We start from the raw sequence: 25,112 nt of genomic DNA, 5'->3' as shown, positions 1-25,112 counted from the left end.
GAAGGTCAGAGGCGGCAGCGGGAGGGGGCCGGCCGGAAGGTCAGAAGGCGCTCAGCGTCGCCTCCGCGACGGCCTCCAGGGCGGTGCGGCCGACACCGGACCGCGCCGAGACGCGCAGCCCGCCGACCGAGGCGATCACCAGATGGGCGAGGGTGCGGGCATCCTTGTCGGCCGCGATGTCCCCGTCGCGCTGACCGGACTCGATCACGGCGCGGATGGCTTCCAGCCGCACGCCGTAGTCCCGCTCCAGCGATGTCGCGACCGACGGGTCATGGGCCGAGATCTCGACACAGGCATTGACGACCAGACAACCCCGGCCGTCCGCATCCTCGGCGAACTCGTCGTCGATCACCCGCCGCAGCAGCGCGTGGATCTTCTGCCGCGCGGGCAGTTCGCTCTCCAGCAGCGCGAACAGCTCGCCGTTCTGCCACTCCATATAGCGGGCCAGCGCCCGCTCGAAGAGGTCGTGCTTGCTCTTGAACGTGTTGTAGATGCTGCTGCGCCCCAGGCCCGTGGCGTCACACAGATCCTGCGTGGACGTGGCCTCGTAGCCGGACGCCCAGAACGCCTCCATCGCGGCGTCCAGCGCCCGCCCCTCGTCGAACTTCCTGGGTCGCGCCATGGCAAGGACGCTAACACGTATTGGATCGACTGGTCCAATACTGAAGTCCCGGTCACGAGGAGCGCGGGAAGCTGACCTCGACCCGGCGGTTCTTCTTGCGGCCCGCCTCGGTGCCGTTGTCGGCGATCGGGTACTGCTCGCCGTAGCCGCGGATCTGGAAGCTGACGGACGAGCCGAGGTCCTTGGCCAGCTCCTGCTGGACGGCGTCGGCCCGCTTCTTGGACAGGACCAGGCCGTGGCCGGCCGAGCCGAGGTTGTCGGTGAAGCCGAAGACCCGCAGTTTGGTGGCGTTCTGCTTCTTGATCTCCGTCGCGATGGTGCCGATCCGGGACAGCGCGTCCCCCGACAGCTCGGCACTGTCCTTGCCGAAGAGGACCTCGGCCTGGAGCGCGAAGGTCACATTGTCATTGGTGTCCTGCCGCCGCTCGGAGCCGTCGTCCGTCTCGACGATGGACTTGATGTTGAGGACCTTGGACGGGGCGAGTTCGGCGCCCTGCACCATCCGCAGATCCGGGTCCTTCGGGTCGATGCGCACCGGGGGGCTGGAGTCCTCGGTCAGGCCCGGCGGATCGGCATGGGCGGCCGGGGCCGTCAGCGCCGCGGTCAGCAGCAGGGCGGCGGCGGTGACGGCGGTACGGGGCGCTCGGCGCGCGCGGCGTCCTCGGGGCATCTGGGTCGCGGTCATCGGTGCCCGCTCAATCCGTGATCTGCACGCTGGCCGGGGGCAGGGTCGGCAACTGGAAGTCGACCTCGGCCACCTTGGCCGGGGGCGCCGGGAACTGGGCGAAGATCGGGCGGCTGGCTCCCGGCATCAGACCGCTGAGACCGGTCGTGCACAGACATTCGCCGTTGGTGTCGCGCAGCACCAGATACCGCTTCTTGCCCGCCTTGTCGACGAGGGTGGCTCCGGAGATGGAGGAACGGGACCGCAGATCGGTCTCGTTGGAGCGCCAGTCGATGGCGTTGAAGGCGCGGCTGCCGCGGTTGGACACCGTGCCGTTGACGGTGACGAAGCCGCCGGAGTCACGGACGACGGAGTGCAGGGTCACCACCACGCCGTCCGGGCCCTTCATTTCGCCGATCACCTTGTCGGAGTCGGCCGCCGGGCTGCCGGGGCCGCTGTCCTTCGGGGCGGTGCTGCGGGCCGGCGGCTTGTTGCCGTCCGTCGCCTCGGCACCGCCCTCACCACCACCACAGCCGGCCACAACGAGAGCCAGGCCGACAGCGCTCGCCATGGCGACCGCTCCCCTGGCGGCCTTCGTGGTGCGCCGAATGCTCATTGGATGCGATTCCTTTGATCGTCGTCTGGTCGTCTCGGTGTGCGGGTCGGGGTGGTGAGCGGGGTGCGGGGGCGGCCGGTCAATGGGCGAGGCGTACGGCGAAGAGATCGGATGCGTCGGGCAGATGCTGGAGGTGGTCGGGGTCGAGCGTCCAGCGCTTTCCGTCACAGGTGAGCTCGACGGACGCGGGCCGGGGGCCGTCCTTGCCCGTGCCCCCCTTGTCTCCCTCGCCTCCCTCGTCGCCCTTGTCGCCCTTGCCGTCCGGCCCGCCCGTGTCGCCCTCGGCGGGATCGAGGGTGCAGCGGGGCTCGACGACGGACTTCGCCTCGGCCTTCGCGTGAGCGCTCCTGGTCATCGGGATGACGGAATTGCCCACGGATTTCTGGGTGGAGACCCTGACGGCGAACGAGGTGGGCCAGGAGTCCGGGATGCAGCCCGAACCGGAACCGAGGAGGTGGGCACCGTTCCGTTCGGCGAACCAGCCCGCGCTTTCGCAGGCCGCTGGGGACGGGGCGCCGCGCCCGTTCAGCAGGTCCTTCCAGACGGCCCGGTTGGTCTCGTAACTGCCGTCGCGGAGCCCGTCGAGAACGCCCTCGGTCAGCAGGTCGCGGTACTTCTGCCCGGCGGCGAGCGCGGCCGCGTCGGCAGCGGTCTGCGCACCGTTGCGGGTGGCCGCGGCCTGGCCCACGGCGAAGAAGGCGAGCGCGAGGAAGAGCAGGCCTCCGACCGCAACGATGTAGAGCGGGAAGGCCTGCCCGGCGTCGCGCCGACGGCGCTTGATGAGGGCCGGCACGGCAGTGGCGGCAGCGGCGGGCCCTAAATGCCGACGACGTCGGAGATCTTGTTGGCGATGGCGTTCGCGATCTGGCTGCCGAAGTCCGTGGTCGACAGGACCAGGACGATCGCCACGACCACCGCGATGATGCCGAGGTACTCGATCGAGGTCTGTCCCCGGTCGTTCCCCAAAATACGCTTCGCCATCGTCTTCCCCTCCATGGGCGGCCGTACCGCTCTGGTCCGGCTGGTCTGTCCCCGTGGTGCCGGCGCGTTCGACCGCGCTCACGACACGAGAAAAGTACGCCGGAACATCGTGCCCGGAACAGGGCTTCCGTACCCAATCCTGAATTGGGATCACGGACGGCAGGCACGACGGCACATTTCGGCCACTTGGTCGCACCCCACCCACCCCCGTTCCCCCTCCGGGACCGTGCCCCGCTCTCCTGCCCATGTGGACCGGCCGGCCCGTCCGCACCATAGTGCGAGCGAAACCGTCCGCCCACCCACTGTGACACAACTCGTTGCTCTTGCGAAGGAGTTGACGAGAAGCGGGCGGCGCGGCGTACTCATCCGGCCGGGTAGGGGCCACTGCCGCCGAGCACGTACGCCAGGCCCGAACAGTCGTGGCCACCGGCCGGATCGGGAGCGTACAGGGTCCACACCACGAAGGCCTCGAAGAGCAGTGGCAGCACGCCCGGAACCAGGAAAACCAGGGCCGCACCGGAGGCCCGGGACGGCGCCGGCGCCCAGCCGCGCCGGAGTGCGCCCCGGTGCAGCACCGCGTACAGCACCGGGGCGGCGAGCCCGGCGCACAGGCCTGCCCACCCGAAAATGTGCATCCGCAAGGACGGCCCGAAGTAGTGACAGTCGTGGAAGGTGTCGGCGGAGAAGGCGGTGGAGAGTACGGAGAGGAGCGCGCCGAGGAGGATCAGCCCGGGTACGCCGAGCGCGGTCCCGCGGCGCCAGGAGGCCGGGGGCGGGGCCGGGGCCGGGACCGGCGGCACGGATCACTTCCCCATCAGCGAGCCGAAGTTGGTGCCCGAGCCCAGGAAGAACCCGGCGATGAGCAGGATCATCGTGGCCGGAACCATAAAGGTGGTGACGACCATGGTGGCCTTGGGGACCGCGCGGGCGGCCCGGCGCCGGGCGTTCTGGGCGTCGGTGCGGCGCATGTCGTCGGCGATCTGGATCAGGGTGTCGACGATCGGCGAGCCGAGTTCCTCGCCCTGCTGGAGCGCGGTGACGAACTGGGCGACCTGTTCGGAGTCGTTGCGTTTGCGTAGCTCCTCGAAGGCCGCGCGACGGCTGACGCCCATGTCCATCTGCCGCAGCGTGATGCGGAGTTCATCGGCCCATGGCCCCTCGTACTTCTCCGCGACCCGGTCCAGGGCCTGACGGAAGCTCAGGCCCGCGCTGACCACGACGGCCAGCACGTCCAGAAAGTCCGGAAGGGTGCGTTCGATGGTGTCCTTGCGCTGGCGGATCGCGGCCCAGATGCCGACCTCGGTCCAGAAGAGACCGAAGAGCACCATCAGGACGCCGAGCAGCGGCTGACCGCGCAGGAACATCACCAGCGCGCCGAAGAATCCGAGCGCCCCGTACACGGCGCGCCGGGCGGCGTACCGGTCGACGGTCAGGCCGCCGGGATTGCCGGCCAGGTCGATCCGGCGGCGGACCCGGGCGGTGCGTTTGTCGCCCATCAGCCGCAGCACCAGCGGCGCATAGCGCATCCCGGTGCGGTCCACCGCGGAGCCGACCACCGTGGTGCGGGTCGCGCCGACCTCCAGGGACAGCGCCAGGTCCGGCGGCAGCCGGGCCTCGCGGCGGTAGAGAGCGATACCGCCGCAGATGCCGGCGACCGAGAGGGCGAAGGCCGCGGCCAGCAGAATTCCGATTCCCATTCCTGTTCCCCTGGGGATACCGATGCCGGTGCCGGTATCTAGACGTCGATCTTGGACAGCCGGCGGATGAAGAAGAAACCGAGCCCGTAGAGGACGAAGGCCACCACGACCGCGAGCTGGCCGAGGAAGGAGGAGGTCATCCGGTCGATCGCGCCCGGAGCGATCCGGTTCATCAGCAGCAGCGTGCCGATACCGAGCAGCGGGACGACATAGGCGGTGACCACGACCTGGGAGAGCTGGGTGCGGACCTCACGACGGGTCTCCTTGCGCTCCTCCAGGGTCTTGGTGAGGTTGCGGAGCGAGCCGACGACCGTCCCGCCGGCGCGGTTGGAGAGCACCAGGGTGGTGACGAGGACGACGAGTTCGCGGGACGGGAGGCGTTCGGCCAGCTCGCCGAGCGCCTCGTCGACGGAGTGGCCGACGGCGAGCTTGTCGGAGACCTTGCCCAGCTCCTCACCGGCCGGTGCGTCCAGCTCCTCGGCCGCCATGCCCAGCGCGGTCCGCAGGGCGAGCCCGGCCTGGGTGGCGTTGGCGAGGATCCGGGAGAGCTCGGGCAGCTGGTTGATGAACTTCTCGATGCGCTTCTGCCGCTGCCAGTTGAGGAAGGCGAACGCGGCCCAGACGGCGACCAGCGCGGCGATCGGGCCGAAGAACGGGGCGAGGGTGGCCTGCGCGATCAGCCACAGCGCGAGGATCGCACCGAGCATGTAGACGAAGAATTCGCCGGGGGTGACGTCCAGACCGGTGGCGGCCAGCCGCAGTTCGAGGCGGCGGCCGAAGCGGGTGGCGCGCAAGGTCCGGTCGACGGACGGGAAGCGTCGCTGCCGTCCGTCGGCCGGCCGCCTGCGCTCGTCGTCGAGCCGGTCGACGACTGCCTGCCGCTGGGCGCGCCCGGCCGCGTACGTCCGTACGCCGGCGATCGCGAGCACCCCGCACAGCAGGGTGGCGCCGATGGCGAGCAGGGCGAGGTGGTTCCCGCCGGTCATGAGAGGGCCTTCCGGGTGGCGAGTTGGGCGTCGTCGGTGGCGACGCCGAAGGCGGGCGGGGTGGGCTCGCTCGCCATGAAGAGGCGTTCGGCGACCCGGCGCGGCAGCGGAAAGTAGCGGAACCGCCCGTGCACGATGCGGTCGGCGCCCATCGGTTCGGCGTCGAAGCGGCAGACCGTCGCGATCCGGTAGTCCTCGTGGCCGCGCGAGTCGAGGATGGCGATCTCGCTGATCCGGCGGGAGCCGTCGGCGTGCCGGGTGAGCTGGACGATGCAGTCGACGGCGCTGTTGATCTGGTCCCGCAGCGCCTCGAAGGGGATCTTGACGTCCGACATGGAGGCCAGGGTCTGGAGGCGCATCAGGGCGTCCTCGGCGCTGTTGGCGTGGACGGTGGCGAGCGAACCGTCGTGGCCGGTCGACATCGCCTGGAGCATGTCGAGGGTCTCGCCGCCGCGTACCTCGCCGACGATGATGCGGTCGGGGCGCATGCGAAGGGAGTTGCGTACGAGGTCGCGGATGGTGATCCGGCCCTTGCCCTCCACGTTGGGCGGCCGGGACTCCAGCCGGATGACATGGCTCTGCTGGAGCTGGAGTTCGGCGGCGTCCTCGACGGTGATGATCCGCTCCCCGTCCGGAATCAGGCCGGAGAGGGCGTTGAGGAGCGTGGTTTTGCCCGCACCGGTGGCACCGGAGACCACCACGTTGAACTTGGCCCGCACCAGCCCCGCCAGCAGCATCAGCATCTGCTCGTCGAGGGTGCCCATGCCGATGAGTTCGGCGAGGGTGTAGGCGCGCGGGAAGCGGCGGATGGTGAGGGTGGCGCCGTTCAGCGCGAGCGGCGGGATGATGACATTGACGCGTTCGCCGGACGGCAGCCGGGCGTCGACCATCGGATTGGACTCGTCGACCCGCCGGTTGACGGTGGAGACGATCCGCTCGATGGTCTGCATCAGCTGCTCGTGCGAGGCGAAGCGGACGGGCAGCAGCTCGACCCGGCCGGCCCGCTCGACATACACCTGGTCCGGGCCGTTGACCATGATCTCGGTGATCGAGGCGTCTTCGAGCAGCGGCTCCAGCACCCCCAGGCCGAGCGCCTCGTCCACCACCCGGCGGATGAGCTGGGCGCGTTCGGCGGTGGAGAGCACCGGGCCCTCGCGGCTGATGATGTGGCCCAGCACGCGTTCCAGCCGCCCGCGGCGCTCGGCCGCCGCCAGCGAGGACATCTCGGCGAGGTCGATCTCTTCGAGCAGTTTGGCGCGGTAGGCAGCCACCATATGGCTGTCCTGCCGCGCCTCACCGGCCGGTTCGGGGGCGACGATCCGGGCTTTCAGGCTCATCGCGGGGGTGCTCCTTCGTACGGGTCCGCCACCCGGAGGCCCAGGGCGGCGGATTTCTGCGGGCGGGGCATGGTGGCGCTGCGGCTGGCGGAGCCGAAGTCCTTGATGCCGGGCAGGAGCGAGGGAATGGTGACGCGCACCGTCGCGCGGACCTCGCCGCCCCCGCCGTCCACCGAGACCTGCGCACCGCGCGAGACCCAGCCGGTCATCGCGGCCCGGCCGGCGGCCTGCGGGTCGGCCGGGTGGTCGGCCTCGTCCATCGAGGCGGTACGGGCCGCGGCGCGCGCTCCCGTACCGGCCTGCTGGACGGCGAACGCGGCGAGGCCGAGCTGGACCACCGCCAGCCCGACGACCAGCAGGATCGGCAGGAAGCCGAGGAATTCGATGGAGACCGTGCCCCGGTCGCGGCCGTGGCCGCGGAGCCGGGCGGGCAGGCGCAGGACGCTCATCGGGCGTCCTCCTTCGCGGCCCCGGCCGAGCCCTGGGCCGACCACGGGAAGGTGGCCGCGCCGGGGAAGAGCACCGGGACCTCGATGTCGACCGTCGCCTTCCACACGCCCGCTCCAGGGCCGCAGGAGATCGTGGCACCGCCCCGCCAGGAGCTGGGGAGTTCGTCCTCGGCGGCGGCCCGGCAGGCACCGGCGCCGCCCCCGTCCGTCGCGGTTCCGGCCCGCGCGCCGCGGTCGGCGGAGTGGGCGGCGAGCGAGTACGCGTAGCCGACCAGCACCAGCTGCCACAGCAGGGCGAGGACCACCAGGATCAGCGGGAGCAGCCCCATGAATTCCACGGCGACCTGCCCCCGGTCGTTGCCGCCCAGTGGGCGCCGCACCGCTCAGCCCTCCTCGTAGGGACCGGCCGGATCGAACGGACCCGAGCCGCCGCCCGCCGCGGAGCCGCGTCGGGCGCCGAACCGGATGCCGGACCCTGAACCCGCCCCGGAGGCCGGCCCCGATGCCGGGCCCTGACCCGGCCCGGAACCGGGAGCCGCCCCCGGCGTTATGGCTTTGCGCTTGCGCCCCGTCAGTGTCGGGCGCGCCCGGTGGCTGCCCCGGCCCTGCCGCACGGCCGGCGACTCGACCAGGCCGAGTTCGCCCGCGAGCGCCCACAGCGCCTGCCGGACCGTCGACTTGCCGTCGAGATCCTGCATCCGGCCCGCGTCGACACAGGGCTGGAGCTCCTTGAAGGCGGCCGGTACATGGGTCCGGACGACCTGGGTGCCGGTGGCCTTGGCGACCAGCGGCGGCTGGATCTCGGTGTTACGGGTGAGGCGGTTGACCACTGTGGTGGTGTCCTCGGCCTGACGGATCTGCAACCGGTCCCACAGCCGCACCTGCCGCTTGGCGGCCCGCACGGACACCACGTCCGGGGTGGTCACCAGCAGTGCCACATCGGCGAGTTCGACGGCCGCGGCGTTGGCGGACTGCATCTGGGAGCCGCAGTCGACCAGCACCACTTCGTAGCGGGAGCGCAGCGCGCCGATGATCTGGCGGGCCGCCCGGTCGTCGACCTCCTCGCCGCGTTCCCCCTCCTCGGGCGCCAGCAGCAGCCCCAGGCCCGTGTGGTGGTCGTGCACCGCGTCCTGGAGCACCCGTACGGAGATGTCCGCGATGCCCGCCAGATCGACGACCGAGCGGCGGAACCGGACGTCCAGATAGGAGGCCACGTCGCCGGACTGGAGATCCAGGTCCAGCAGCGCGACGCTGCGGCCCGCGGCCCGTGCGGCCAGCGCCAGCTGCACCGCGGTGACGGTGGTGCCCACCCCGCCCTTGGCGCCGGTCACGGTCACCAGGGTGCCGGCCGGCCCGGGGGCCGTCTCCGGGCTGCCCCCGAGGTGTACCCGTACGCCCGCCGACCACTGGGCGGCGGCCTGCACCCGCGCGGCCAGCTCGTCGTAGCCGAGCGGGAGTCCGACGACGCCGCGGGCACCGGCGTCCATCGCCGCGGAGAACAGCGCGGGGCCGGCGTCCGTGGTGATCAGTACGACGCCGACGGCGGGGAAGCGCAGCGCCACCTCGCGGATCAGCTCCAGCGCCGGCGTCGGGCCGATCCGCTCATGGACGAGCACGACCTCGGGGAGCGCCTCGACGGCGGACGGCGGACCGGCCGCGGGCGAGGCGGCGGACGACGCGGCGGCCCCCTGGGCGGCGGCGCCGGCCAGCGAGTCGAGCAGCGCTGCGGAGCCGGCGACGGTGGGCGCGGGCTCGGCGTCCGGCAGCTGGTTGAGCAGCGAGGACACCGCTCGCGCGGCGTCCGGGTCGCCGATCGCCGGGAGGATACGGATGGTCACCTGAGCCTCCGGGTCACTTGTCGCCGTCGAGGGTGTAGGTGCGCTGGCCGGGCGGGATGGTGGCCTCGCTGCCGGGGGCGATCAGGGCGAGCCGCACGTGAGAGGCGAAGGACTCGGCGTAGGCGACCCGTTGGGCGTCCCGGGTGTTGAGCGCGAAGGTGATCGGGACGGCCTCCCCGGCCTGCCGGCCGGTGGTGGTGGTGGTGTCGCCGGGGTCCTTGGCCTCCAGGGGCGTCAGCTTGCCGACGTCGATGACCTGGGCGCCGGAGACAATGACCTTGGAGACCGGCTTGTCCTCGGGGCGCTTGCCCTCGAAGGTGGCGAAGATGTTCACCCGGGCACCGGGGTTGATCTTGCCGGCCACGCCGGTGGCCGCGTCGATCATGATGGCGATCTCCTGCTGCCCGGCCTTCAGCGCGGGCCGCTCCACGATCATGTCGTCCTGCAACAGCGACCCCTTCTTCAACGGGGTCACCGCGATCCTGCCGCTGACCTTGTCGAGATCGGTCACGGCCGTCGGCGGCAGCCACCGCTGCGGCATCTTCACCTTCTCGAACTGCCCAGGATCCAGCGCTTTATAGGCCGCGACATCCGTCTTCAGCCGGTAAGCCGTCTTTTCGGGGCCGACCTTGGACTCGACGTTCTTGATCACCGACAGTACGCCGACGAACGCGCCGACCGCACAGAGAACCGACAGGAGCAGCAGGATCACTCCGCGGCGCTGGCGTGAGTTCATGGGGGAGGGACCTCGATCGGGACGGGGAGAAGGGGCGGGCGGTCGGACAGGGGCGGGCGGTCGCCGGACGGGGGCCGGTGGACCGGCGGCCGGCGGGGTCGGCCGGTGAAGGCGGGCACGGGCGGCCCGGTCGGGCTCAGCGCACGCGGGCCACCGTCCGCGGAGTGCCGGGGACGTCGGGACGGCCGGGCAGGTCCGGGTGGCCGGCCAGGTCCGGACGGCCGGCCAGGTCCGGGCGGCCGGGCAGGTCCGGATGGCCTGGCCCCTCGGGGTGCGCGGCGAAATCGGGGTGGCCGGGCAGATCCCAGTGGCCGGGAGCCCGGGGGCCGTCGTCGCACGCGTAGGGGTTCCCGGGCACCGGGCGCCCGGAGCCGTACGGGTTCCCCGACGCCGGCGGGCCGCCCGCCGAGAGGTCAGGCCCGCGGACGTCCCACTGCCCCGTTCCGTCGCTGCCACCGGTGCCGTCACCCCGTACGTCCGCCACACCCGGCACGCCGAGCACACCGGCCACACCCGCCACACCGGGCGGCGCCACCGGGGAGAGGCCACGCTCGTCCCACGGCGAGGGATGCGGTCCGGCCGGGGCCGCCGAGGGAGCCTCGGGCGCACCCGTACCGCCGGACGGCCCGGGAGCCGGAGCGGGGGCCGGCCCGGGAGCCGGAGCGGAAGCAGGGCCTGGAGACGTCGTGAACGCCGGCGCAGGCCCCGGCAGGGGAGGAGAGACCGGGGCAGCAGACGGCCCGGGGGCCGGAGCGGAAGCAGCGCCCGAAGCCGTCGCCGGAGCGGCGGCCGGGGGAGTGGCGGTAGCGGAGGCCGTGGCGGCAGGAGCAGCAGCACCCTGCCCCGGCCGGATTGTCGGCCCTCCTATGGCCGCCGGCCCCTGCCCCGGGCCGCCACCCCCGTCCGCCCGTTCCCGCGCCAGTGGCGCCGCGCAGAACGCACAGTGGTCGCCGAGGAGTTCCAGCCCGCACCAGCCGCACGCCTCGCGCCGTACGGAGGACACCAGCTGATGGAGGACCGACACGTCCGGTATGGCCGCCGCGAATTCGATGAGCTTCTGGGTCCCCCACCACCGGGCGGACTCGGCGGGCAGCCGGGCCTCGTAGACCCCCAGCACCTGCCAGGCCGGGGCGAGCGCCGCGGTCACCCACTCGGAGGTGAGCTGGCCGCGGGCGAGCGCGAGCTGCGTGGTGAACCCGGGCGCCGGCAGTCCGGCCTCGGTGCTGTGCCGGTCCAGATGCAGCAGCCGCGGCTCGGGGTGGGCCAGCACCGCGAAGTGGGCGCCGGGCAGCCAGGACTTCACATGGGACCGCAGGTCGACCTCGATGCGGTCCAGGCCGTTCACACTGCCCAGCAGGGCGCCGGCGTGCACGTAATGACTCAGCAGCCGTGCCGCGCCGGCCAGCACACCGGGGCTGAAACCACACAGCGACAACTGCCGCAGCTGACGGGCCAGTAACGCCACGCCCAGCGGCGGCAGGGACAGCGGCACGATGGCGATCCGGTCGCTCTCCAGGAAGGAGCGCAGGGTGTGCAACCGCCGGATGTGCTCCGGCGGGCAGGCCGAGGAGTACAGCACGATGAGGTGGCCGTGGTGCTCCAGCACCGCACTGGTCTCCGTCAGGGCGTCGTCCAGCGGCTGGAGATGCGGGGCCCGGAGCACGACGGCGGCGGGGGTCTGCCGGTCGGTCGCGGGCAGCGCGAGGTCAGGGCTGGTGACTGCAATCGCGGTCGGCACGTCGCTCCCCCACTCCCTCCGGCCGCCGGGGGCCCCGGGACCGCGGATCGGCACAGCTCTGCTAGGCGCCGTACGCTCAGCACTTTATCCACAGAGATACGTCCCAGAGAACACGTTCTGGGCTACTCGTCATCACCATCACCCCGTAGGGAAAGGGCGCATACCGGCCAGGCGACCATCAGGGGAACACCCGCTTCCGGCAAGACTCTTGACAGGGCCAATGGTCTGGACCACGTTGTACGGCACGCGCAGGGGCCCCTGAAACGCGCATCCGCACCACTCCCTCTCCCCTTCCCCCACACGGAGGCAGCCGTGGTTCGCGCACGATCAGGCACGTCCAGGAACAGGCTGATGGCAAGACTTCTGGCCGGACTCACCGCCACGGCCCTGACCTCGGCCGGAATCCTCGCGGCGGGCACCGCCCACGCATCCGGGGACCACCCCCGGCCGTCCCCCGCCGCACACACCGCCGCCGTTCCCCGGCACGCCGTCACCGGCTACTGGCAGAACTTCAACAACGGCGCCACGGTGCAGAAACTGAAGGACGTCGACGACGCCTATGACATCATCGCGGTCTCGTTCGCCGAGGCGACCGGGACGCCCGGCGCCGTCGACTTCCACCTCGACCCGGCCGTCGGCTATGGCTCCACCGACGAATTCAAGGCGGACATCAAGGCGAAGCAGGCGGCCGGCAAGTCGGTGATCCTCTCCGTCGGCGGCGAGAAGGGCGCCGTGTCCGTCAACGACGACGCCTCCGCCAGGAACTTCGCCGACTCCCTCAGCGGCCTGATGGACGCCTACGGCTTCGACGGCGTCGACATCGACCTGGAGAACGGCCTCAACGCGACGTACATGACTCAGGCGCTGAAGGCCGTCCATGCCCAGCACGGCGACGTCGTGGTGACCATGGCCCCGCAGACCATCGATATGCAGTCACCGCAGAACGAGTACTTCAAGACGGCGCTCGGCATCAAGGACTTCCTGACCGTCGTCAACATGCAGTACTACAACAGCGGTTCGATGAACGGCTGCGACGGCAAGGTCTACTCCCAGGGCTCGGTCGACTTCCTGACCTCGCTCGCCTGTATCCAGCTGGCGGGCGGGCTCGAACCGTCCCAGGTCGGCATCGGCGTACCGGCCTCCTCCCGCGCGGCCGGCAGCGGTTATGTCGCCCCGTCGGTCGTCAACGCCGCCCTGGACTGCCTCACCCAGGGCACAAGCTGCGGCTCCTTCAAGCCGTCCAAGACCTACCCCGGTCTGCGCGGTGCGATGACCTGGTCCACCAACTGGGACGCCGCGGGCGGCGACGCATTCGCCCGCCAGGTGGGCGCCCACGTCCACGGCCTCCCGTAACGGGCCCCGCCTCCCCCGCAAACACCGTCCCTCCCGCGCCGCGTCCTCCGCCGGCGCCCCGGCACCACCCCCCACACACCGCCAGGTCCCGCGCACCCCGTGCACGGGACCTGGCGTTCACCTACTGCGTGCTCACCTACGGGTGGCGGCCGGCTTCGGCAGCGCGCACCCGGCCGCACTCAGGTCCAGCTTGTTGCCGACACCGAAGCACTTCGGTATCCCGTACGTCTCCTGGGCGTAGTTGATGCCCTGGTGAACAGTGACGTTGCCGTTCTCGTCCACCTCGCACGGGTTGTTGACGGTGCACTTCTCGCCGTCCTCGTTGCCCGTGTTGTTGATGGCCGCGACCTTGCCGGTCGTGGTGTCGATCACCGGTGAGCCGGACGTGCCGCCGATCGTCTTGCACTGCGGGGTGTAGCGGACCGAGTCCTTCCAGGTCCAGTCGCCCTCCTTGAGGGTGGGCACGAATCCGTCGATGTTGCAGGAGTAGATCTTCTTCCAGTAGCCGGAGACGACGCTGATCGCCGCGCCCTTGGTGGGGTGGGCGGTGGCCAGCTCCAGCGGCTTGATCCCGTACTTCTGCTCGATCTGGGCGTAGGTCGAGGAGGTCTCGTAGAGCGAGACGTCGGTGTCGGTCATCGTGGCGTACGCGATCTTGGTGGCCTTGATCGTGCCCGCCCGGCCGGCCGACTTGTCGAGCAGGGTGAAGCTACGGCTGGACGGCTGGTCGACGATGACCTCGCCGGCGCCGGGCATACCGCTTTCCAGACAGTGGCCGTTGGACATCACCAGGGCCGGGTCGTTCGCCTGCGAGGTGGGCATCCGGACAACGGAGCCGGAGCAGTTGCTCAGCGCGACGGTGCCGGCGAAGTCCACCGCCTTGGTCCTGTGCTGCTTGAGGTGCTGCTGCTGGGGCTGCTGCGCCCTGTGCTGCGGCGCCGCGTGGGCCGTTCCGACGGTGCCCACCAGGGCTGCGGCTCCCAGCACGGCCGTGGCCAGGGTGCCGACGAGAGGTCGATTCATGTGGGGTCCTCTCAGCTTCTGTCACCGAAGTCCCTTCAGGGGCTTCGGTTTTGTCGTGCGCATTGTTGGCGCCACGGCCGCCCGAGGCAATGAATTTGCTGGAAACGATGGGAAGTTGCCGAGTTCGCCGTAACCGTCACGGCCCGCCGCCGGTCCCGCATCTGGCCGTTCCACGCCTTGACCCGGCCATGCCAACCCCTCATAACTGACGGTGTCGCTTCGCCTCACACCCCACAGGAGACCGCATGCGACCACGTATCCGCGGCGGACGCAGCACCGTCCTCGCCGCGCTCCTCACCCTCGCGCTCGCCGCCCCGATAGCCGCCGCCCAGGCGCAGGAAGCCCCCTCCGAAGAGCCCACCGCCGACGCCGTCGAACGCACCGAACTCCCCCGTCAGTACGAGGTGACCGGCCCCGCCACGCCCGCCCAGCGCACCGCCCTCGCCGCGACCGGCGCCACCCTCGACGAGGTCCACGGCCACAAGGCCGTCATCACGGCGAACCGCACCCAGGCCGCCGCCGCCCGCCAACTCGGCTACCCACTGCGCCTGTTGCCCGCCCCTCCGGCCGCCGCGCCCGCGGCCCCCGGGACCCGGGTCAAGGACTTCCCCTCCGGCTACACGAAGTACCACACCTACGACGAGGCCACGAAGGAGATCGACGCCCTCGTCGCCAAGTACCCGGACCTCCTCACCAAGCAGGCCATCGGCACCTCCCACGAGGGCCGCCCCCTGCTCGCCCTCAAGCTCAGCAAGAACGCCGCCCAGGACGAGGCGGAGCCCGAGGTCCTCTTCACCGCCCACCAGCACGCCAGGGAACACCTCACCGTCGAGATGTCCCTGTACCTCCTGAACGAGTTCACCTCGAAGTACGGGACCGACCCCCGCATCACCAAGATGCTCGACTCCCGCGAGATCTGGATCATCCCGGACCTGAACCCGGACGGCGGCGCCTACGACATCGCCTCCGGCTCGTTCCGCAGCTGGCGCAAGAACCGCCAGCCCAACGCCGGATCAAGCAGCGTCGGCACCGACCTCAACCGCAACTGGGACTTCAAGTGGGGCTGCTGCGGCGGCTCGTCGTCCAGCCCCTCCTCCGAGACCTACCGCGGCCGCTCCGCCGCCTCGGCCCCCGAGGTCCAGGTGGTCTCGAAATTCGTCCACGGTCGCGTCGTCGGCGGCAAGCAGCAGATCAAGGCCGCCATCGACTTCCACACCTACAGCGAACTGGTCCTCTGGCCCTTCGGCTTCACCGACGACGACACCGGCCCCGGCATGACCCAGGACGACCACGACACCTTCGCCACCATCGGCAAGGACATGGCCGCCACCAACGGCTACACCCCGGAACAGTCCAGCGACCTGTACATCACCGACGGCTCGATCGACGACTGGCTGTGGGGGGACCAGAAGATCTTCGCCTACACGTTTGAGATGTACCCGTCCTCCTTCGGCTCCGGCGGCTTCTACCCGCGGGACTCGGTGATCCCGAAGGAGACGTCGCGCAACCGGGAGGCGGTACTGCGGCTGGTGGAGGTCGCGGACTGCGTCTACCGGGCGATCGGCAAGGAAGCGCAGTACTGCAAGGGCAGTTGACGCACCACTTGCCGCGACGAAAGGCGGGCGCGCGCCACCGCGGCGCGGCCCGCCCGGCCCAGGGCGGACACACCTAGAGCAGGTGGTCAGCCTTGCCGGCCTTTATCTCGCGGATGAGAGTGCGGAGAGCCTCGCGGGTGTCGGTGACGTGGGCGTCTTCGGCACCCGCCACGGCAATGTAGGCGTTGCCCTGCTCGTCGGTTCCTATGCGGAAGCAGTTGTTGCCTTCGCCGCAGTAGGGCTCTTCCCAGCTGATGTCTCGCATGGTGACCTTCCTAGAGTGAGCGCTCGATGTTGCGGATGAAGTCACGCGAAGCCGGGGCCGACAGCGACGCGTTGTCCATCCAGTCCAGGTGGGCGCGGTACTTCGCGAGCTGGGCTTCGGCGTGCGTGAATTCCGGGCCGTGGGCAGAGTCCAGTTGCACCGTGTCGAGCTGAGGCACGACGCCGCCGGCGTACAGGAGAGCGTATCCAGCTCCGGGGAACGCGCCCACATCCACCGGGAGGACCCGCACGTTTACTCCCTGGCGTTCCGATGCCTGGCACAAATGCTTGAGCTGGTGGCGCATGACGTCGGCTCCGCCGAACCTCATACGCAGCGCCGCCTCGTGGACATATGCCACATAGGTGGGTGGCACAGGCCGCTCGAAGACCTGCTGGCGCTCCATGCGGTGGGCGACGCGCAATTCGATTTCGAGTCGTGTGGGAGGCGGCAAGACGGCGGTGAAGACGGCTCGGGCGTAGTCCTCGGTCTGGAACAGCCCCGGAACGTGGACCGTCTGCGTTGTACTGATGTGTGCGGCATGCCATTCGAGCTCCGCGATGTCCAACAGCCCGGCGGCGAGCGTGCCCCGGTACTGCTCCCACCAGCCGCGCTCTTGGTTCGCCGCCATGTCGACCAGGGCGTCGACGTACGACTCGTCCGGGCAGGCGTAGTTGCAGGCCAGAGTGCGCACACGATCAGGGGAGACCGGCCTGATGCCGCCCTCCATGTTAGAGATCCGCGTCCGGTCGATGCCCAACAGCCCCGCGGCGTAATCGGTGGCGACCCCGGCAGCGAGACGCATCTTGCGCAGCTCGGCACCAAGTCGCTTCTGGCGCACCGTTGGTGTGGTCCTGGTCGGCATACAGCCCCTTCTCGCACGGTGGTCGGGGTCAGTCTGCCTCTGCGCGACCACGCCAGTCCATCTCGACTGGGGGTAATTACCCCCCACTGAGGTAGACAACATGCCAGCGCGCTCCCTACAGTCAGTAACGCAACGCTTACGCTCCACGCAGTCGGAAGCGCATCGCGCGAGCCTGCCCGCGACCTCCTCCCCTGGGAGAGGCGGGCCCGCGCCAGGGAGACAGGCCACTGACTGCCGTGCCATCAACGAACCCTCTGCAACAGGGAGTTGCCATGCCCGCAGCCGTGACCGTCTGCCCGCACCCCCTCGACACCCGCACCCCTCGCGTGCCGGAAAACCTGGCCTACAGCCTCACTCTTCCCGCCGCGCTCGCCAGTCCGGCCGTCGCGCGCTCTGCCGCCCGTACGATCCTGGAAGCGCACGCCCTGTACGACGTGACCGCCGCCGCGATCCAGGTGATCGGTGAACTCGCCGCCTGCGCTTGTCTGTTCACGCCGTCCGACAGCGTCTGCCTGTCGCTGCGCTATCGCGACGACGCACTGCGCGTCAGCCTTTACGACGGGCACCCGCGCCATACCCACCGCCGCCTCGCGGCAGCCTGCGACGGCAGGCGTCGGTCCCTGCTCTTGCTGCTGGCCTGCGTGATGGAGGCCTGCGATGGCGAGTGGGGATTCGGGTCGTCGCAGGAGCCCGGCGACGGGACGCGGATGTGGGCCGTGCTGCCGCGGGAAGGGGCACGGGCATACGGGCGCGCGGCGTGATTCCGATGGGGCGCCCGGTGCCGGGCGCCCCATCGGCATACGTACGGAGACGGTGGCGGGAAGCCCGCCACCAGCGGCTACACGGCCAGGCTCACCAGTGCCGCCACCGCGAACCCGGCGACCGAGAGCACCGATTCCAGGACGGTCCAGGACTTCAGGGTGTCCCGCTCCGAGATGCCGAAGTACTTGCTCACCATCCAGAACCCCCCGTCGTTCACATGCGAAGCGAAGATCGACCCCGCCGAGATCGCCATGATGATCAGCGCCAGGTGGGCCTGTGACATGCCCTGGCCCTCGACGAGGGGGACGACGATGCCGGCCGTGGTGACGATGGCGACCGTGGCCGAGCCCTGGGCGACGCGCAGGACGAGGGAGAGGAGGTAGGCGAGGACGATGACCGGGAGGCCGACGTTGTGGAAGGTGTCGGAGAGGGCGGTGGCCACACCGCTGCCCTTGAGGACGGCGCCGAAGATCCCGCCGGCGCCGACGACCAGGATGATGTTGCCGACGGGCTTGAGCGAGGCGGTGGAGACGGTCTCCAGGGACTTGCGGGACCAGCCGCGGCGGATGCCCAGCAGGTAGTACGACATCAGCAGGGCGATCGTCAGGGCGACGAAGGGGTGGCCGAAGAACTCGATCACCGAGCGGCCGGCCGAGGGGGCCATGGCGATGGAGGAGAAGGTCGCCAGGAGGATGAGGAGCAGCGGGGTGCCGATGATGGTGAGGACGGTGCCCAGGGGGACCGGCGCCTCGTCGCGCTTGACGCCGGCCGCGGCCTTCTCCGCGGTGACCGCGGCCTTGGCTTCGTCCGCCGCCTCGACCATGTCCTGCGGGACGGGGACGAAGAGGCGCCTGCCGATCCAGGCCGCGTAGCCCCAGGCGGCGAGCACCGCCGGGATACCGCAGAGGATGCCCATGAGGATGACCCAGCCGAGGTCGACCTTGAACAGACCGGCGGCGGCGACCGGGCCGGGGTGCGGCGGCAGGAAGGCGTGGGTCATGGACAGGCCCGCGAGGAGTGGCATGCAGTAGAGCAGGATCGACTTGCCGCTGCGCTTGGCCGCCGCGTAGACGATCGGCGCCAGGACGAAGATGCCGACGTCGAAGAAGACCGGGATGCCGAAGATCAGTCCGGTCAGGCCCATGGCGAGCGGTTCGCGCTTCTCGCCGAAGAGGCGGAGCAGCCGGGAGCTCAACACCTCGGCGCCGCCGGAGACTTCGAGGATCGCGCCGAGCATGGTGCCCAGGCCGATGATGATGGCGACGTGCCCGAGGATGCCGCCCATACCGGTCTCGATCATCGAGACGGCGTCGGATTTCTGGACCGTGCCGAAGAGTTCGGTGACGGAGAGCCCGGCGGCCAGGCCCACCGCGATGGAGACGGTCAGCAGCGCCACGAACGGCTGTAGCCGGACCTTGATGATCAGGACGAGGAGCAGGGCGATGCCCAGGGCGGCGACCGTCAGAAGTCCCGCGGTGCCCGGTATCAGGGCGAGCAGTCCACCGGTGTGGGGTGGTGGTGGCGGGGTGGCGGGCGTGGCGGCGAGGAACATGGGGTGACTCCGTTGTCAGGCAGGGGCGGTTCCCGGGGGGTCCGGGGGGTGTCCCCTGGAAGGCATCTCCAGGCAGGGGGGTCCGCGGCACGGCGCCCCGTCGGTACGGGGCGCCGTGCCGTGCGGCGAACAGTGCGCTCGGGGTGGCGCTAACGGCAGGCGGGGCAAGGGTTCTTGTGCCTCAGCTCAGGACCGCGAGGGCGTCGATCTCGATGAGCAGGCCCTTGGGCAGACCGACGTAGACGGTCGTACGGGCGGAGGGTGCCTCCTTGAGGCCCTGCTCCTCGAAGTAGGCGTTGTAGATCTCGTTCATCTCGGCGAAGTGATCCACGTCGGTGAGGTAGACGCGCATCATCATGACGTCGTCCCAGCTCGCGCCGCCCTCTTCGAGGATGGCCTGGACGTTGGCGAACGTCTGGAGGGTCTGCTCGCGCAGGGTGGGGCCGGCCGGGGTGGGGGCCTGGCCCTCGACGGCGGGGAGGAAGCCGACCTGGCCGGCGACCTGAAGGATGTTGCCCTTCTTGACGCCGTGGGAGAACTTCGCGGGCGGGGTGGTGTGGGTGGCCGGGGTGAGCGCGATCTTCTCGGTCATGGTGTTCAGGCTTCCTGTACGGGACCAGTGGTTACTGGGGAATTGCGGTTCCGGAGTACTCCCGGCTGATGGTGTCGGCGGTGCGGCGTACCAGCGGGAGCAGTGTGAGGAGTTCCTCGGCGGTGACGACGACATTCGGCGCGGAGACCGACATGGCGGCGACCAGGCGCCCGTCCGCGCCGCGGATGGGGGCCGCGACGCAGTTGATGGACTCCTCGTGGCCACCGAGGTCGGTGGCCCAGCCCTGTTCGCGGACCTTGGCCAGTTCGGCGAGGAACGCCGTGGCGTGCGGGGTCGAACGGGACGTGTAGAGGGGGTAGTCGAGCTTCTCCGCGAGGGCGCGGCGCTCGGGTTCGGGCAGGTCGGCGAGGAGCAGCTTGGCGACCGCGGCGACGGTGATCGCGACGGGCTTGCCGATCCGGGAGTACATCCGGACCGGGTAGCGGCTCTCGACCTTGTCGATGTAGAGGACCTCGTTCTCCTCGTGGACCGCGAGGTGGACGGTGTGTCCGCACTTCTCGTTGAGGGCGAGGAGGTGGGGGTGGGCGATCTCGCGGACGTCGAGGTTCTCGACGGCCTGCTGGGCGAGGGCGAAGAGGCGGGCGCCGAGGCGGTAGCGCTGGTCGGACTGGCGGTAGACGAGGCCGTGTTCGTGGAGGGTGCGCAGCAGCCGCAGGGCCGTGGACTTGTGCACGCCGAGCCGGTCGGCGACCTGTCCCAGGTCGGCGGGTCCCTCGGCGAGCAGCGGCAGGATGCTCAGCGCGCGGTCGACGGTCTGGCTCATGCCGAAACCTCGCTCCGCGAGGCTTCGCATTCGCTCAGCACGCACCGTCCGATGACCCGCTCGCTCCGCTCGCTCATGCCGCAACCTCGCTTCGTCCGGCCCTGTCGTCGCCAGGGGCGCACCTCTCGATGGTTCTCCCCCGGCCTTCGGCAGGGGGGACCCCCACGCTTCGCTCGTTCACCGCGTACGTACCTCCTCGTCGGCCCTGCGGCCGGATGCGTCGGCTGCGGTCCAGCCCGGGCCGAGGTGCAGTCTCCCCCAGGCCTCGTCGTCGAGATCCGCCAGGCGGTCGGCGTGCGCGCGGTCCGGCGGGGTCGCGAGATCGCCGGGGACGGTGAGGGCGGCGGCCGCCCACAGGTGGCCGTGGCGGATGCGGGTGCGGACGGGGAGACCGCGCAGGGTGGCGGAGAGGAATCCGGCGGCGAAGGCGTCGCCGGCTCCGGTGGCCGCCACGAGGTCGACGTTCAGGGAGGGGACGAAGGTGGCGGTGGACGCGGCGGCGTCATCGCAGCGGCGGTCCGTCATTCCGGTGCGCTGGAACACGGTGGCTCCGCCCCCACCCTGCTTGACGACCAGGATGTCCGGTTCCGGCAGCGCTGCGCCGATGGCCCGTGCCCCGTGCAGGCCCCAGGCGTCCCGGGCCTCGTCGTCGCCCACGAAGACGATGTCCGCGCCTCGCGCCAGTTCGAGCAGGGCCCGTGCCTGCGCCGGTTCGCGCCACAGGCCCGGCCGGTAGTTGACGTCGAACGAGAGGAGCGGGCGCCCCGGGCGGCGGGCGGTCAGCTCACGCATCAGGCCGAGGCAGCCCTTGGACAGCGCCGCCGTGATGCCGGACAGGTGCAGGATCCGGCCGGAGCGGATCGCCGCCGGGTCCATGTCCGCCGCCGTCATGGCGGAGGCGGCGGAACCGGCGCGGTAGTAGGCGACCTCGTGGGTGTCGGTGGCGCGGTCCCCCGCGGTGCGGAAGTAGATGCCGGTGGGGCGCAGCGGGTCACGCCGGACATGGCGGGTGTCGACGCCGCAGTCGGCGATGGCGGCCAGGAGGTGGTCGCCGAAGCCGTCGGTGCCGACCCGGGAGATCCAGCGCGCGGTGTGGCCGGTGCGGGCGAGGGTGCAGGCGACGTTGGATTCGGCGCCGCCGATGGCGCGGTCGAATGACGGTACGTCGGCGAGCCGTCCGGGCCGGGTCGGCAGGAAGGTGACCATGGACTCGCCGAGACAGACGACGTCGACGTCCGGGACGGGTGAGCCGTCCGGGGCGGGGGTGTCGCCGGCGTTCGAGGACCTGGTCACGATCGGTTTCGCTCCTTCGCTGTGGTGCATGCCCGGGAGGTGTGCCGCAGCCGGGTGACGGCCGCGGGCCGCGGCCGGGTTCCGGCCGTGGGCCGCACGGCGTTCCGGCCGTTGCCCGCCGCGCTCCTCACCATTGACCGGGCGATGGCTCGGATGTTAGACAGCCGTAAGCGATATGCGCAATGAGTGTTGCAGAGAGTGCAACAAGGATCTTTGAGGAGGCCCCATGGCCGGCGAACGGCTCGCGCAGGGACTCGAGGGACTCGCGGACGAGCGGGTCGACCACCGCTTCAAGGCACTCCCCCCGGACGCCGAGGGCCGCACCGTCGGCCAACTGGCCGCCGAGCGCCGCAACCTCTTCAGCGATGGGTTCACCACCCCCGTCCTCGCCCTCTCCGCCGAGTCGGTCGCACACAACCTGGCCCTCATGGAGACCTACGCCACCCGGCACGGTCTGGCCTTCGCCCCGCACGGCAAGACCTGCATGGCTCCGCAGCTCTTCGCCCGCCAGCTGGAGCACGGCGCCTGGGGCATCACCGCCGCCGTCCCCCACCAGGCCCGCGTCTACCGCACTTACGGCATCGAGCGGATCTTCCTGGCCAACGAGGTCGTGGACGCGGCCGCGCTGCGCTGGCTCGCCGCCGAGCTCGCCGCCGACCCCGACTTCCGCTTCATGTGCTACGTCGACTCGCTGCGCGGCATCGAGCTGATGGACACCGCACTGCGCGAGGCCGGCGCCACCCGCCCCGTGGATGTCGTCGTCGAGCTCGGCGCCGGCGAGGGCGCCCGTACCGGCGTGCGTACCGAGGCCGAATGCCTCGAACTCGCCGATGCCATCGCGGGGGTGGACACCCTCCGCCTGGTCGGCGTCGCCGGCTACGAGGGCGAGGTGCCCGACGCCACCCCCGAGCGGGTGACCGCCTGGCTGCGCCGACTGGTCGCCCTGGCCGTGCAGTTCGACAAGGCGGGCCGGTTCACCGACCTCGACCGGATCGTCATCAGCGCCGGCGGCAGCGCCTGGTTCGACGCGGTCGCCGATGTCTTCGCCGAGATCCCCGAGCTGTCCGCGCCGGTCCTCAAACTGCTGCGCTCGGGCGCGTATGTCTCGCACGACGACGGCCAGTACCGCAAGCTCACCCCCTTCAACCGCGTCCCGGAGGAGGGCGCCCTGCAGCCCGCCTTCCGCCTGTGGGCGCAGGTCGTCTCCCGCCCCACCCCCGAGCAGGCGTTCCTCAACGCGGGCAAGCGCGACGCCGCCTACGACCTCCATCTGCCGGAGGCCCAGGTCGTACGGTCCGGCCGGGACGGCACCCTGCGCCCGGCGGACGGGGTCACCGTCACCGGCCTGTCCGACCAGCACGCCTGGGTCTCCACCGAGCGCGCCGGCGACCTGGAGGTCGGTGACTGGGTCGGGCTGGGCCTGTCGCACCCGTGCACGTCCTTCGACAAGTGGCAGCTGATCCCGCTGGTCGAACAGGACGGCACGGTCACCGATTTCATCCGCACCTTCTTCTAGACCATCCGCACCTTCTTCCAGACCAGGGGGCAAGGACCTGCCCGCCCCCTCCCGACCCCGGCGGTGCGTGCCGATCCCCCGCGGCGCGCACCGCCGGCCCCCCGCCCCGTGGCCGGGGCACCGAGGACCGAAGGCCCCACGGCTCCTGGTCCCCCTCCCGAGGGGCCGCGGCACATCGGCCCAGGCACCGAGAAAGGCAGTCCCCGCCATGGACACCGTGCTCCGCGACGTACGCGTCATCGACGGGTCCGGCGGTCCGTCCTACCGCGCCGATGTCGCCCTGGCCGACGGCCGGATCGCCGGGATCCACCGCGAGACGGACGGCGGCCCGCGGCCGGGCGCCGCCCGCGTGGTGGACGGCCACGGCCTCGCCCTCTCCCCCGGCTTCATCGATATGCATGCGCACAGCGACCTCGCGCTGCTGCGTGACCCCGCGCACGAGGCGAAGGCCGCCCAGGGCGTGACCCTCGAAGTCCTCGGCCAGGACGGCCTGTCGTACGCGCCCGTCGACGACCGGACCCTCGCCGAGGTCCGGACCCAGATCACCGGCTGGAACGGCGGCGGCCCCGGCGACACCTCGGTCGACTTCAGCTGGCGCACGGTGGGCGGCTACCTCGACCGCCTCGACCACGGCTTCGACGGCAACGGCATCGCCGTCAACGCCGCCTACCTCATCCCGCAGGGCACCGTCCGGATGCTCGCCCTCGGCTGGGACGACCGTCCCGCCACCCCCGACGAGCTGACGCGGATGAAGCAACTGGTCGCCGAGGGCCTGGAACAGGGCGCGGTGGGGCTTTCCTCCGGCCTGACCTACACCCCCGGCATGTACGCCTCCGACGCGGAACTGACCGAACTGTGCCGGGTGGTGGCCCGCTACGACGGCTACTACTGCCCGCACCACCGCTCCTACGGGGCGGGCGCCCTCCAGGCGTACGAGGAGATGGTGGCCCTCACCCGTGAGGCCGGCTGTGCGCTGCATCTGGCGCACGCCACCATGAACTTCGGCGTCAACAAGGGCCGCGCGCCCGAGCTGCTCACGCTCCTGGACGGCGCGCTGGACGCCGGCGCGGACATCACTCTCGACACCTACCCCTACACCCCCGGCTGTACGACCCTGGTCGCGATGCTGCCGAGCTGGGCGAGCGAGGGCGGCCCGGCGGCGATCCTGGACCGCCTCCGGGACGACGCGACGGCCGAGCGGATCCGCCGGGTCATGGAGGTGGAGGGCGCGGACGGCTGTCACGGCGTGCCCATCGAATGGGACACCATCGAGATCTCCGGTGTCGCGGACCCCGCTCTGGACGGCTACGTCGGCAAGACGCTCGCCGGCAGCGCGGCGGAGCGCGGCGAGGAGCCGTGGGCGACCGCCCGGCGTCTGCTGATCGAGGACCGCCTGGGCTCGACGATCCTCCAGCACGTCGGCCACGAGGACAACGTCCGCCGGATCATGCGCCACCGGGTGCACACCGGCGGCAGCGACGGCATCCTCCAGGGCCACAAGCCGCATCCGCGCGCGTACGGCACCTTCCCCCAGTACCTCGGCCGGTACGTCCGCGAGCTGGGGGTGCTGTCGCTGGAGGAGTGCGTCGCCCATCTGACCGGCCGCCCGGCCGCCCGCCTGCGGCTCCCCGACCGCGGTCTCGTCCGGGAGGGCTACCGCGCCGACCTGGTCCTCTTCGACCCCGGAACGGTCGCCGCCGGGTCCACCTTCGACGCCCCGCGCACCCTGCCCGCCGGCATTCCGCACGTCCTGATCGACGGCCGGTTCGTGATGGCGGACGGCCGGCGGACGGATGTCCTGGCGGGGCGGGCGGTACGGCGGACGGCGGCGGGCCGGGGGTAGACGTGCCC

General features: G+C 71.1%; 26 protein-coding genes. 5 read left to right on the top strand and 21 right to left on the bottom strand.

Going from position 1 to position 25,112, the window contains the following annotated elements; genetic code table 11:
- Window positions 1–40: 40 nt before the first annotated feature.
- The 14 genes from K7C20_RS23815 to K7C20_RS23750 all read right to left on the bottom strand — a co-directional run bounded on the left by K7C20_RS23815 (window position 41) and on the right by K7C20_RS23750 (window position 11,664).
- A complete protein-coding gene (locus K7C20_RS23815) occupies window positions 41–622 on the bottom strand; it encodes a TetR/AcrR family transcriptional regulator (RefSeq protein ID WP_030084312.1) in 582 nt (193 codons plus the stop codon).
- A gap of 52 nt (window positions 623–674) precedes the next feature.
- A complete protein-coding gene (locus K7C20_RS23810; RefSeq protein ID WP_030084313.1) occupies window positions 675–1,307 on the bottom strand; it encodes an OmpA family protein in 633 nt (210 codons plus the stop codon).
- Between the two features lie 10 nt (window positions 1,308–1,317).
- Window positions 1,318–1,902: a hypothetical protein gene (locus K7C20_RS23805; protein WP_030084318.1), complete on the bottom strand. Its 585-nt coding sequence runs from the start codon at window positions 1,900–1,902 to the stop codon at window positions 1,318–1,320.
- A 79-nt stretch (window positions 1,903–1,981) separates the two neighbouring features.
- A complete protein-coding gene (locus tag K7C20_RS23800) occupies window positions 1,982–2,695 on the bottom strand; it encodes a pilus assembly protein TadG-related protein (protein ID WP_030084319.1) in 714 nt (237 codons plus the stop codon).
- A gap of 23 nt (window positions 2,696–2,718) precedes the next feature.
- On the bottom strand, window positions 2,719–2,883 hold the full coding sequence (locus tag K7C20_RS23795; protein WP_018089307.1) for a membrane protein: 165 nt from the start codon (window positions 2,881–2,883) through the stop codon (window positions 2,719–2,721).
- Between the two features lie 362 nt (window positions 2,884–3,245).
- Window positions 3,246–3,683 (bottom strand): hypothetical protein, encoded by a 438-nt coding sequence (locus K7C20_RS23790; protein ID WP_030084320.1) that lies wholly within the window; start codon window positions 3,681–3,683, stop codon window positions 3,246–3,248.
- A gap of 3 nt (window positions 3,684–3,686) precedes the next feature.
- Entirely contained in the window at window positions 3,687–4,580 is an 894-nt protein-coding gene (locus K7C20_RS23785) for a DUF5936 domain-containing protein (protein WP_030981410.1), read from the bottom strand.
- A gap of 38 nt (window positions 4,581–4,618) precedes the next feature.
- Window positions 4,619–5,566, bottom strand: coding sequence for a type II secretion system F family protein (locus K7C20_RS23780; RefSeq protein ID WP_053209766.1), 948 nt, complete (start codon window positions 5,564–5,566; stop codon window positions 4,619–4,621).
- On the bottom strand, window positions 5,563–6,903 hold the full coding sequence (locus tag K7C20_RS23775; protein WP_053209767.1) for a CpaF family protein: 1,341 nt from the start codon (window positions 6,901–6,903) through the stop codon (window positions 5,563–5,565). The genes K7C20_RS23780 and K7C20_RS23775 overlap by 4 nt, the downstream gene beginning before the upstream one ends.
- Entirely contained in the window at window positions 6,900–7,352 is a 453-nt protein-coding gene (locus tag K7C20_RS23770; RefSeq protein ID WP_030084324.1) for a TadE/TadG family type IV pilus assembly protein, read from the bottom strand. Before K7C20_RS23770 ends, K7C20_RS23775 begins: the two co-directional genes overlap by 4 nt.
- Window positions 7,349–7,732 (bottom strand): TadE family protein, encoded by a 384-nt coding sequence (locus tag K7C20_RS23765; protein WP_030084325.1) that lies wholly within the window; start codon window positions 7,730–7,732, stop codon window positions 7,349–7,351. The genes K7C20_RS23770 and K7C20_RS23765 overlap by 4 nt, the downstream gene beginning before the upstream one ends.
- A gap of 3 nt (window positions 7,733–7,735) precedes the next feature.
- Window positions 7,736–9,190, bottom strand: a complete 1,455-nt coding sequence (locus K7C20_RS23760) for an AAA family ATPase (RefSeq protein WP_053209768.1) — start codon at window positions 9,188–9,190, stop codon at window positions 7,736–7,738.
- Window positions 9,191–9,203: 13 nt separating this feature from the next.
- The gene (gene cpaB, locus K7C20_RS23755; protein ID WP_209443985.1) at window positions 9,204–9,926 is read right to left on the bottom strand and encodes a Flp pilus assembly protein CpaB; all 723 of its coding nucleotides are present in this window, start codon (window positions 9,924–9,926) and stop codon (window positions 9,204–9,206) included.
- 136 nt (window positions 9,927–10,062) lie between these two features.
- Window positions 10,063–11,664, bottom strand: coding sequence for a hypothetical protein (locus tag K7C20_RS23750; protein ID WP_053209770.1), 1,602 nt, complete (start codon window positions 11,662–11,664; stop codon window positions 10,063–10,065).
- Between the two features lie 351 nt (window positions 11,665–12,015).
- On the opposite strand from K7C20_RS23750, the gene K7C20_RS23745 reads away from it, so the two are divergent.
- Window positions 12,016–13,017, top strand: a complete 1,002-nt coding sequence (locus tag K7C20_RS23745; RefSeq protein WP_030084332.1) for a chitinase — start codon at window positions 12,016–12,018, stop codon at window positions 13,015–13,017.
- A gap of 132 nt (window positions 13,018–13,149) precedes the next feature.
- On the opposite strand, the gene K7C20_RS23740 is transcribed toward K7C20_RS23745, so the two are convergent.
- Window positions 13,150–14,040, bottom strand: coding sequence for a trypsin-like peptidase domain-containing protein (locus K7C20_RS23740; protein ID WP_030084334.1), 891 nt, complete (start codon window positions 14,038–14,040; stop codon window positions 13,150–13,152).
- A 245-nt stretch (window positions 14,041–14,285) separates the two neighbouring features.
- Between K7C20_RS23740 and K7C20_RS23735 the strand changes: the two genes are divergently transcribed.
- Window positions 14,286–15,635: a M14 family metallopeptidase gene (locus K7C20_RS23735; RefSeq protein ID WP_053209771.1), complete on the top strand. Its 1,350-nt coding sequence runs from the start codon at window positions 14,286–14,288 to the stop codon at window positions 15,633–15,635.
- A gap of 73 nt (window positions 15,636–15,708) precedes the next feature.
- Here K7C20_RS23735 and K7C20_RS23730 read toward each other — a convergent pair whose 3' ends face one another.
- Window positions 15,709–15,900 carry a hypothetical protein gene (locus K7C20_RS23730; RefSeq protein WP_030084338.1) on the bottom strand — a complete coding sequence of 64 codons (192 nt, stop codon included), beginning with the start codon at window positions 15,898–15,900 and terminating at the stop codon, window positions 15,709–15,711.
- 10 nt (window positions 15,901–15,910) lie between these two features.
- Window positions 15,911–16,762: a helix-turn-helix domain-containing protein gene (locus tag K7C20_RS23725; RefSeq protein ID WP_222892655.1), complete on the bottom strand. Its 852-nt coding sequence runs from the start codon at window positions 16,760–16,762 to the stop codon at window positions 15,911–15,913.
- Window positions 16,763–17,034: 272 nt separating this feature from the next.
- Between K7C20_RS23725 and K7C20_RS23720 the strand changes: the two genes are divergently transcribed.
- Window positions 17,035–17,523: a hypothetical protein gene (locus K7C20_RS23720; protein ID WP_053209772.1), complete on the top strand. Its 489-nt coding sequence runs from the start codon at window positions 17,035–17,037 to the stop codon at window positions 17,521–17,523.
- Between the two features lie 77 nt (window positions 17,524–17,600).
- Here K7C20_RS23720 and K7C20_RS23715 read toward each other — a convergent pair whose 3' ends face one another.
- The 4 genes from K7C20_RS23715 to K7C20_RS23700 all read right to left on the bottom strand — a co-directional run bounded on the left by K7C20_RS23715 (window position 17,601) and on the right by K7C20_RS23700 (window position 21,658).
- Window positions 17,601–19,076, bottom strand: coding sequence for a GntP family permease (locus K7C20_RS23715; protein WP_053209773.1), 1,476 nt, complete (start codon window positions 19,074–19,076; stop codon window positions 17,601–17,603).
- Between the two features lie 181 nt (window positions 19,077–19,257).
- Window positions 19,258–19,668, bottom strand: coding sequence for a RidA family protein (locus K7C20_RS23710; protein ID WP_030084346.1), 411 nt, complete (start codon window positions 19,666–19,668; stop codon window positions 19,258–19,260).
- Between the two features lie 31 nt (window positions 19,669–19,699).
- Complete coding sequence (locus K7C20_RS23705; RefSeq protein WP_030084348.1) at window positions 19,700–20,452, bottom strand: IclR family transcriptional regulator; 753 nt, start codon at window positions 20,450–20,452, stop codon at window positions 19,700–19,702.
- Between the two features lie 177 nt (window positions 20,453–20,629).
- Entirely contained in the window at window positions 20,630–21,658 is a 1,029-nt protein-coding gene (locus K7C20_RS23700; RefSeq protein WP_048829781.1) for a sugar kinase, read from the bottom strand.
- A gap of 313 nt (window positions 21,659–21,971) precedes the next feature.
- On the opposite strand from K7C20_RS23700, the gene K7C20_RS23695 reads away from it, so the two are divergent.
- Window positions 21,972–23,261, top strand: a complete 1,290-nt coding sequence (locus K7C20_RS23695) for an amino acid deaminase (protein WP_030084352.1) — start codon at window positions 21,972–21,974, stop codon at window positions 23,259–23,261.
- Window positions 23,262–23,469: 208 nt separating this feature from the next.
- A complete protein-coding gene (locus tag K7C20_RS23690; protein WP_053209774.1) occupies window positions 23,470–25,104 on the top strand; it encodes an N-acyl-D-amino-acid deacylase family protein in 1,635 nt (544 codons plus the stop codon).
- Window positions 25,105–25,112: the final 8 nt, after the last annotated feature.

Origin of the sequence: Streptomyces decoyicus, assembly GCF_019880305.1 — a bacterium.
GTDB lineage: Bacteria > Actinomycetota > Actinomycetes > Streptomycetales > Streptomycetaceae > Streptomyces > Streptomyces decoyicus.
Note: the sequence above shows the minus strand (reverse complement) of the source record. Positions and strands in the feature narration are given on the sequence as shown.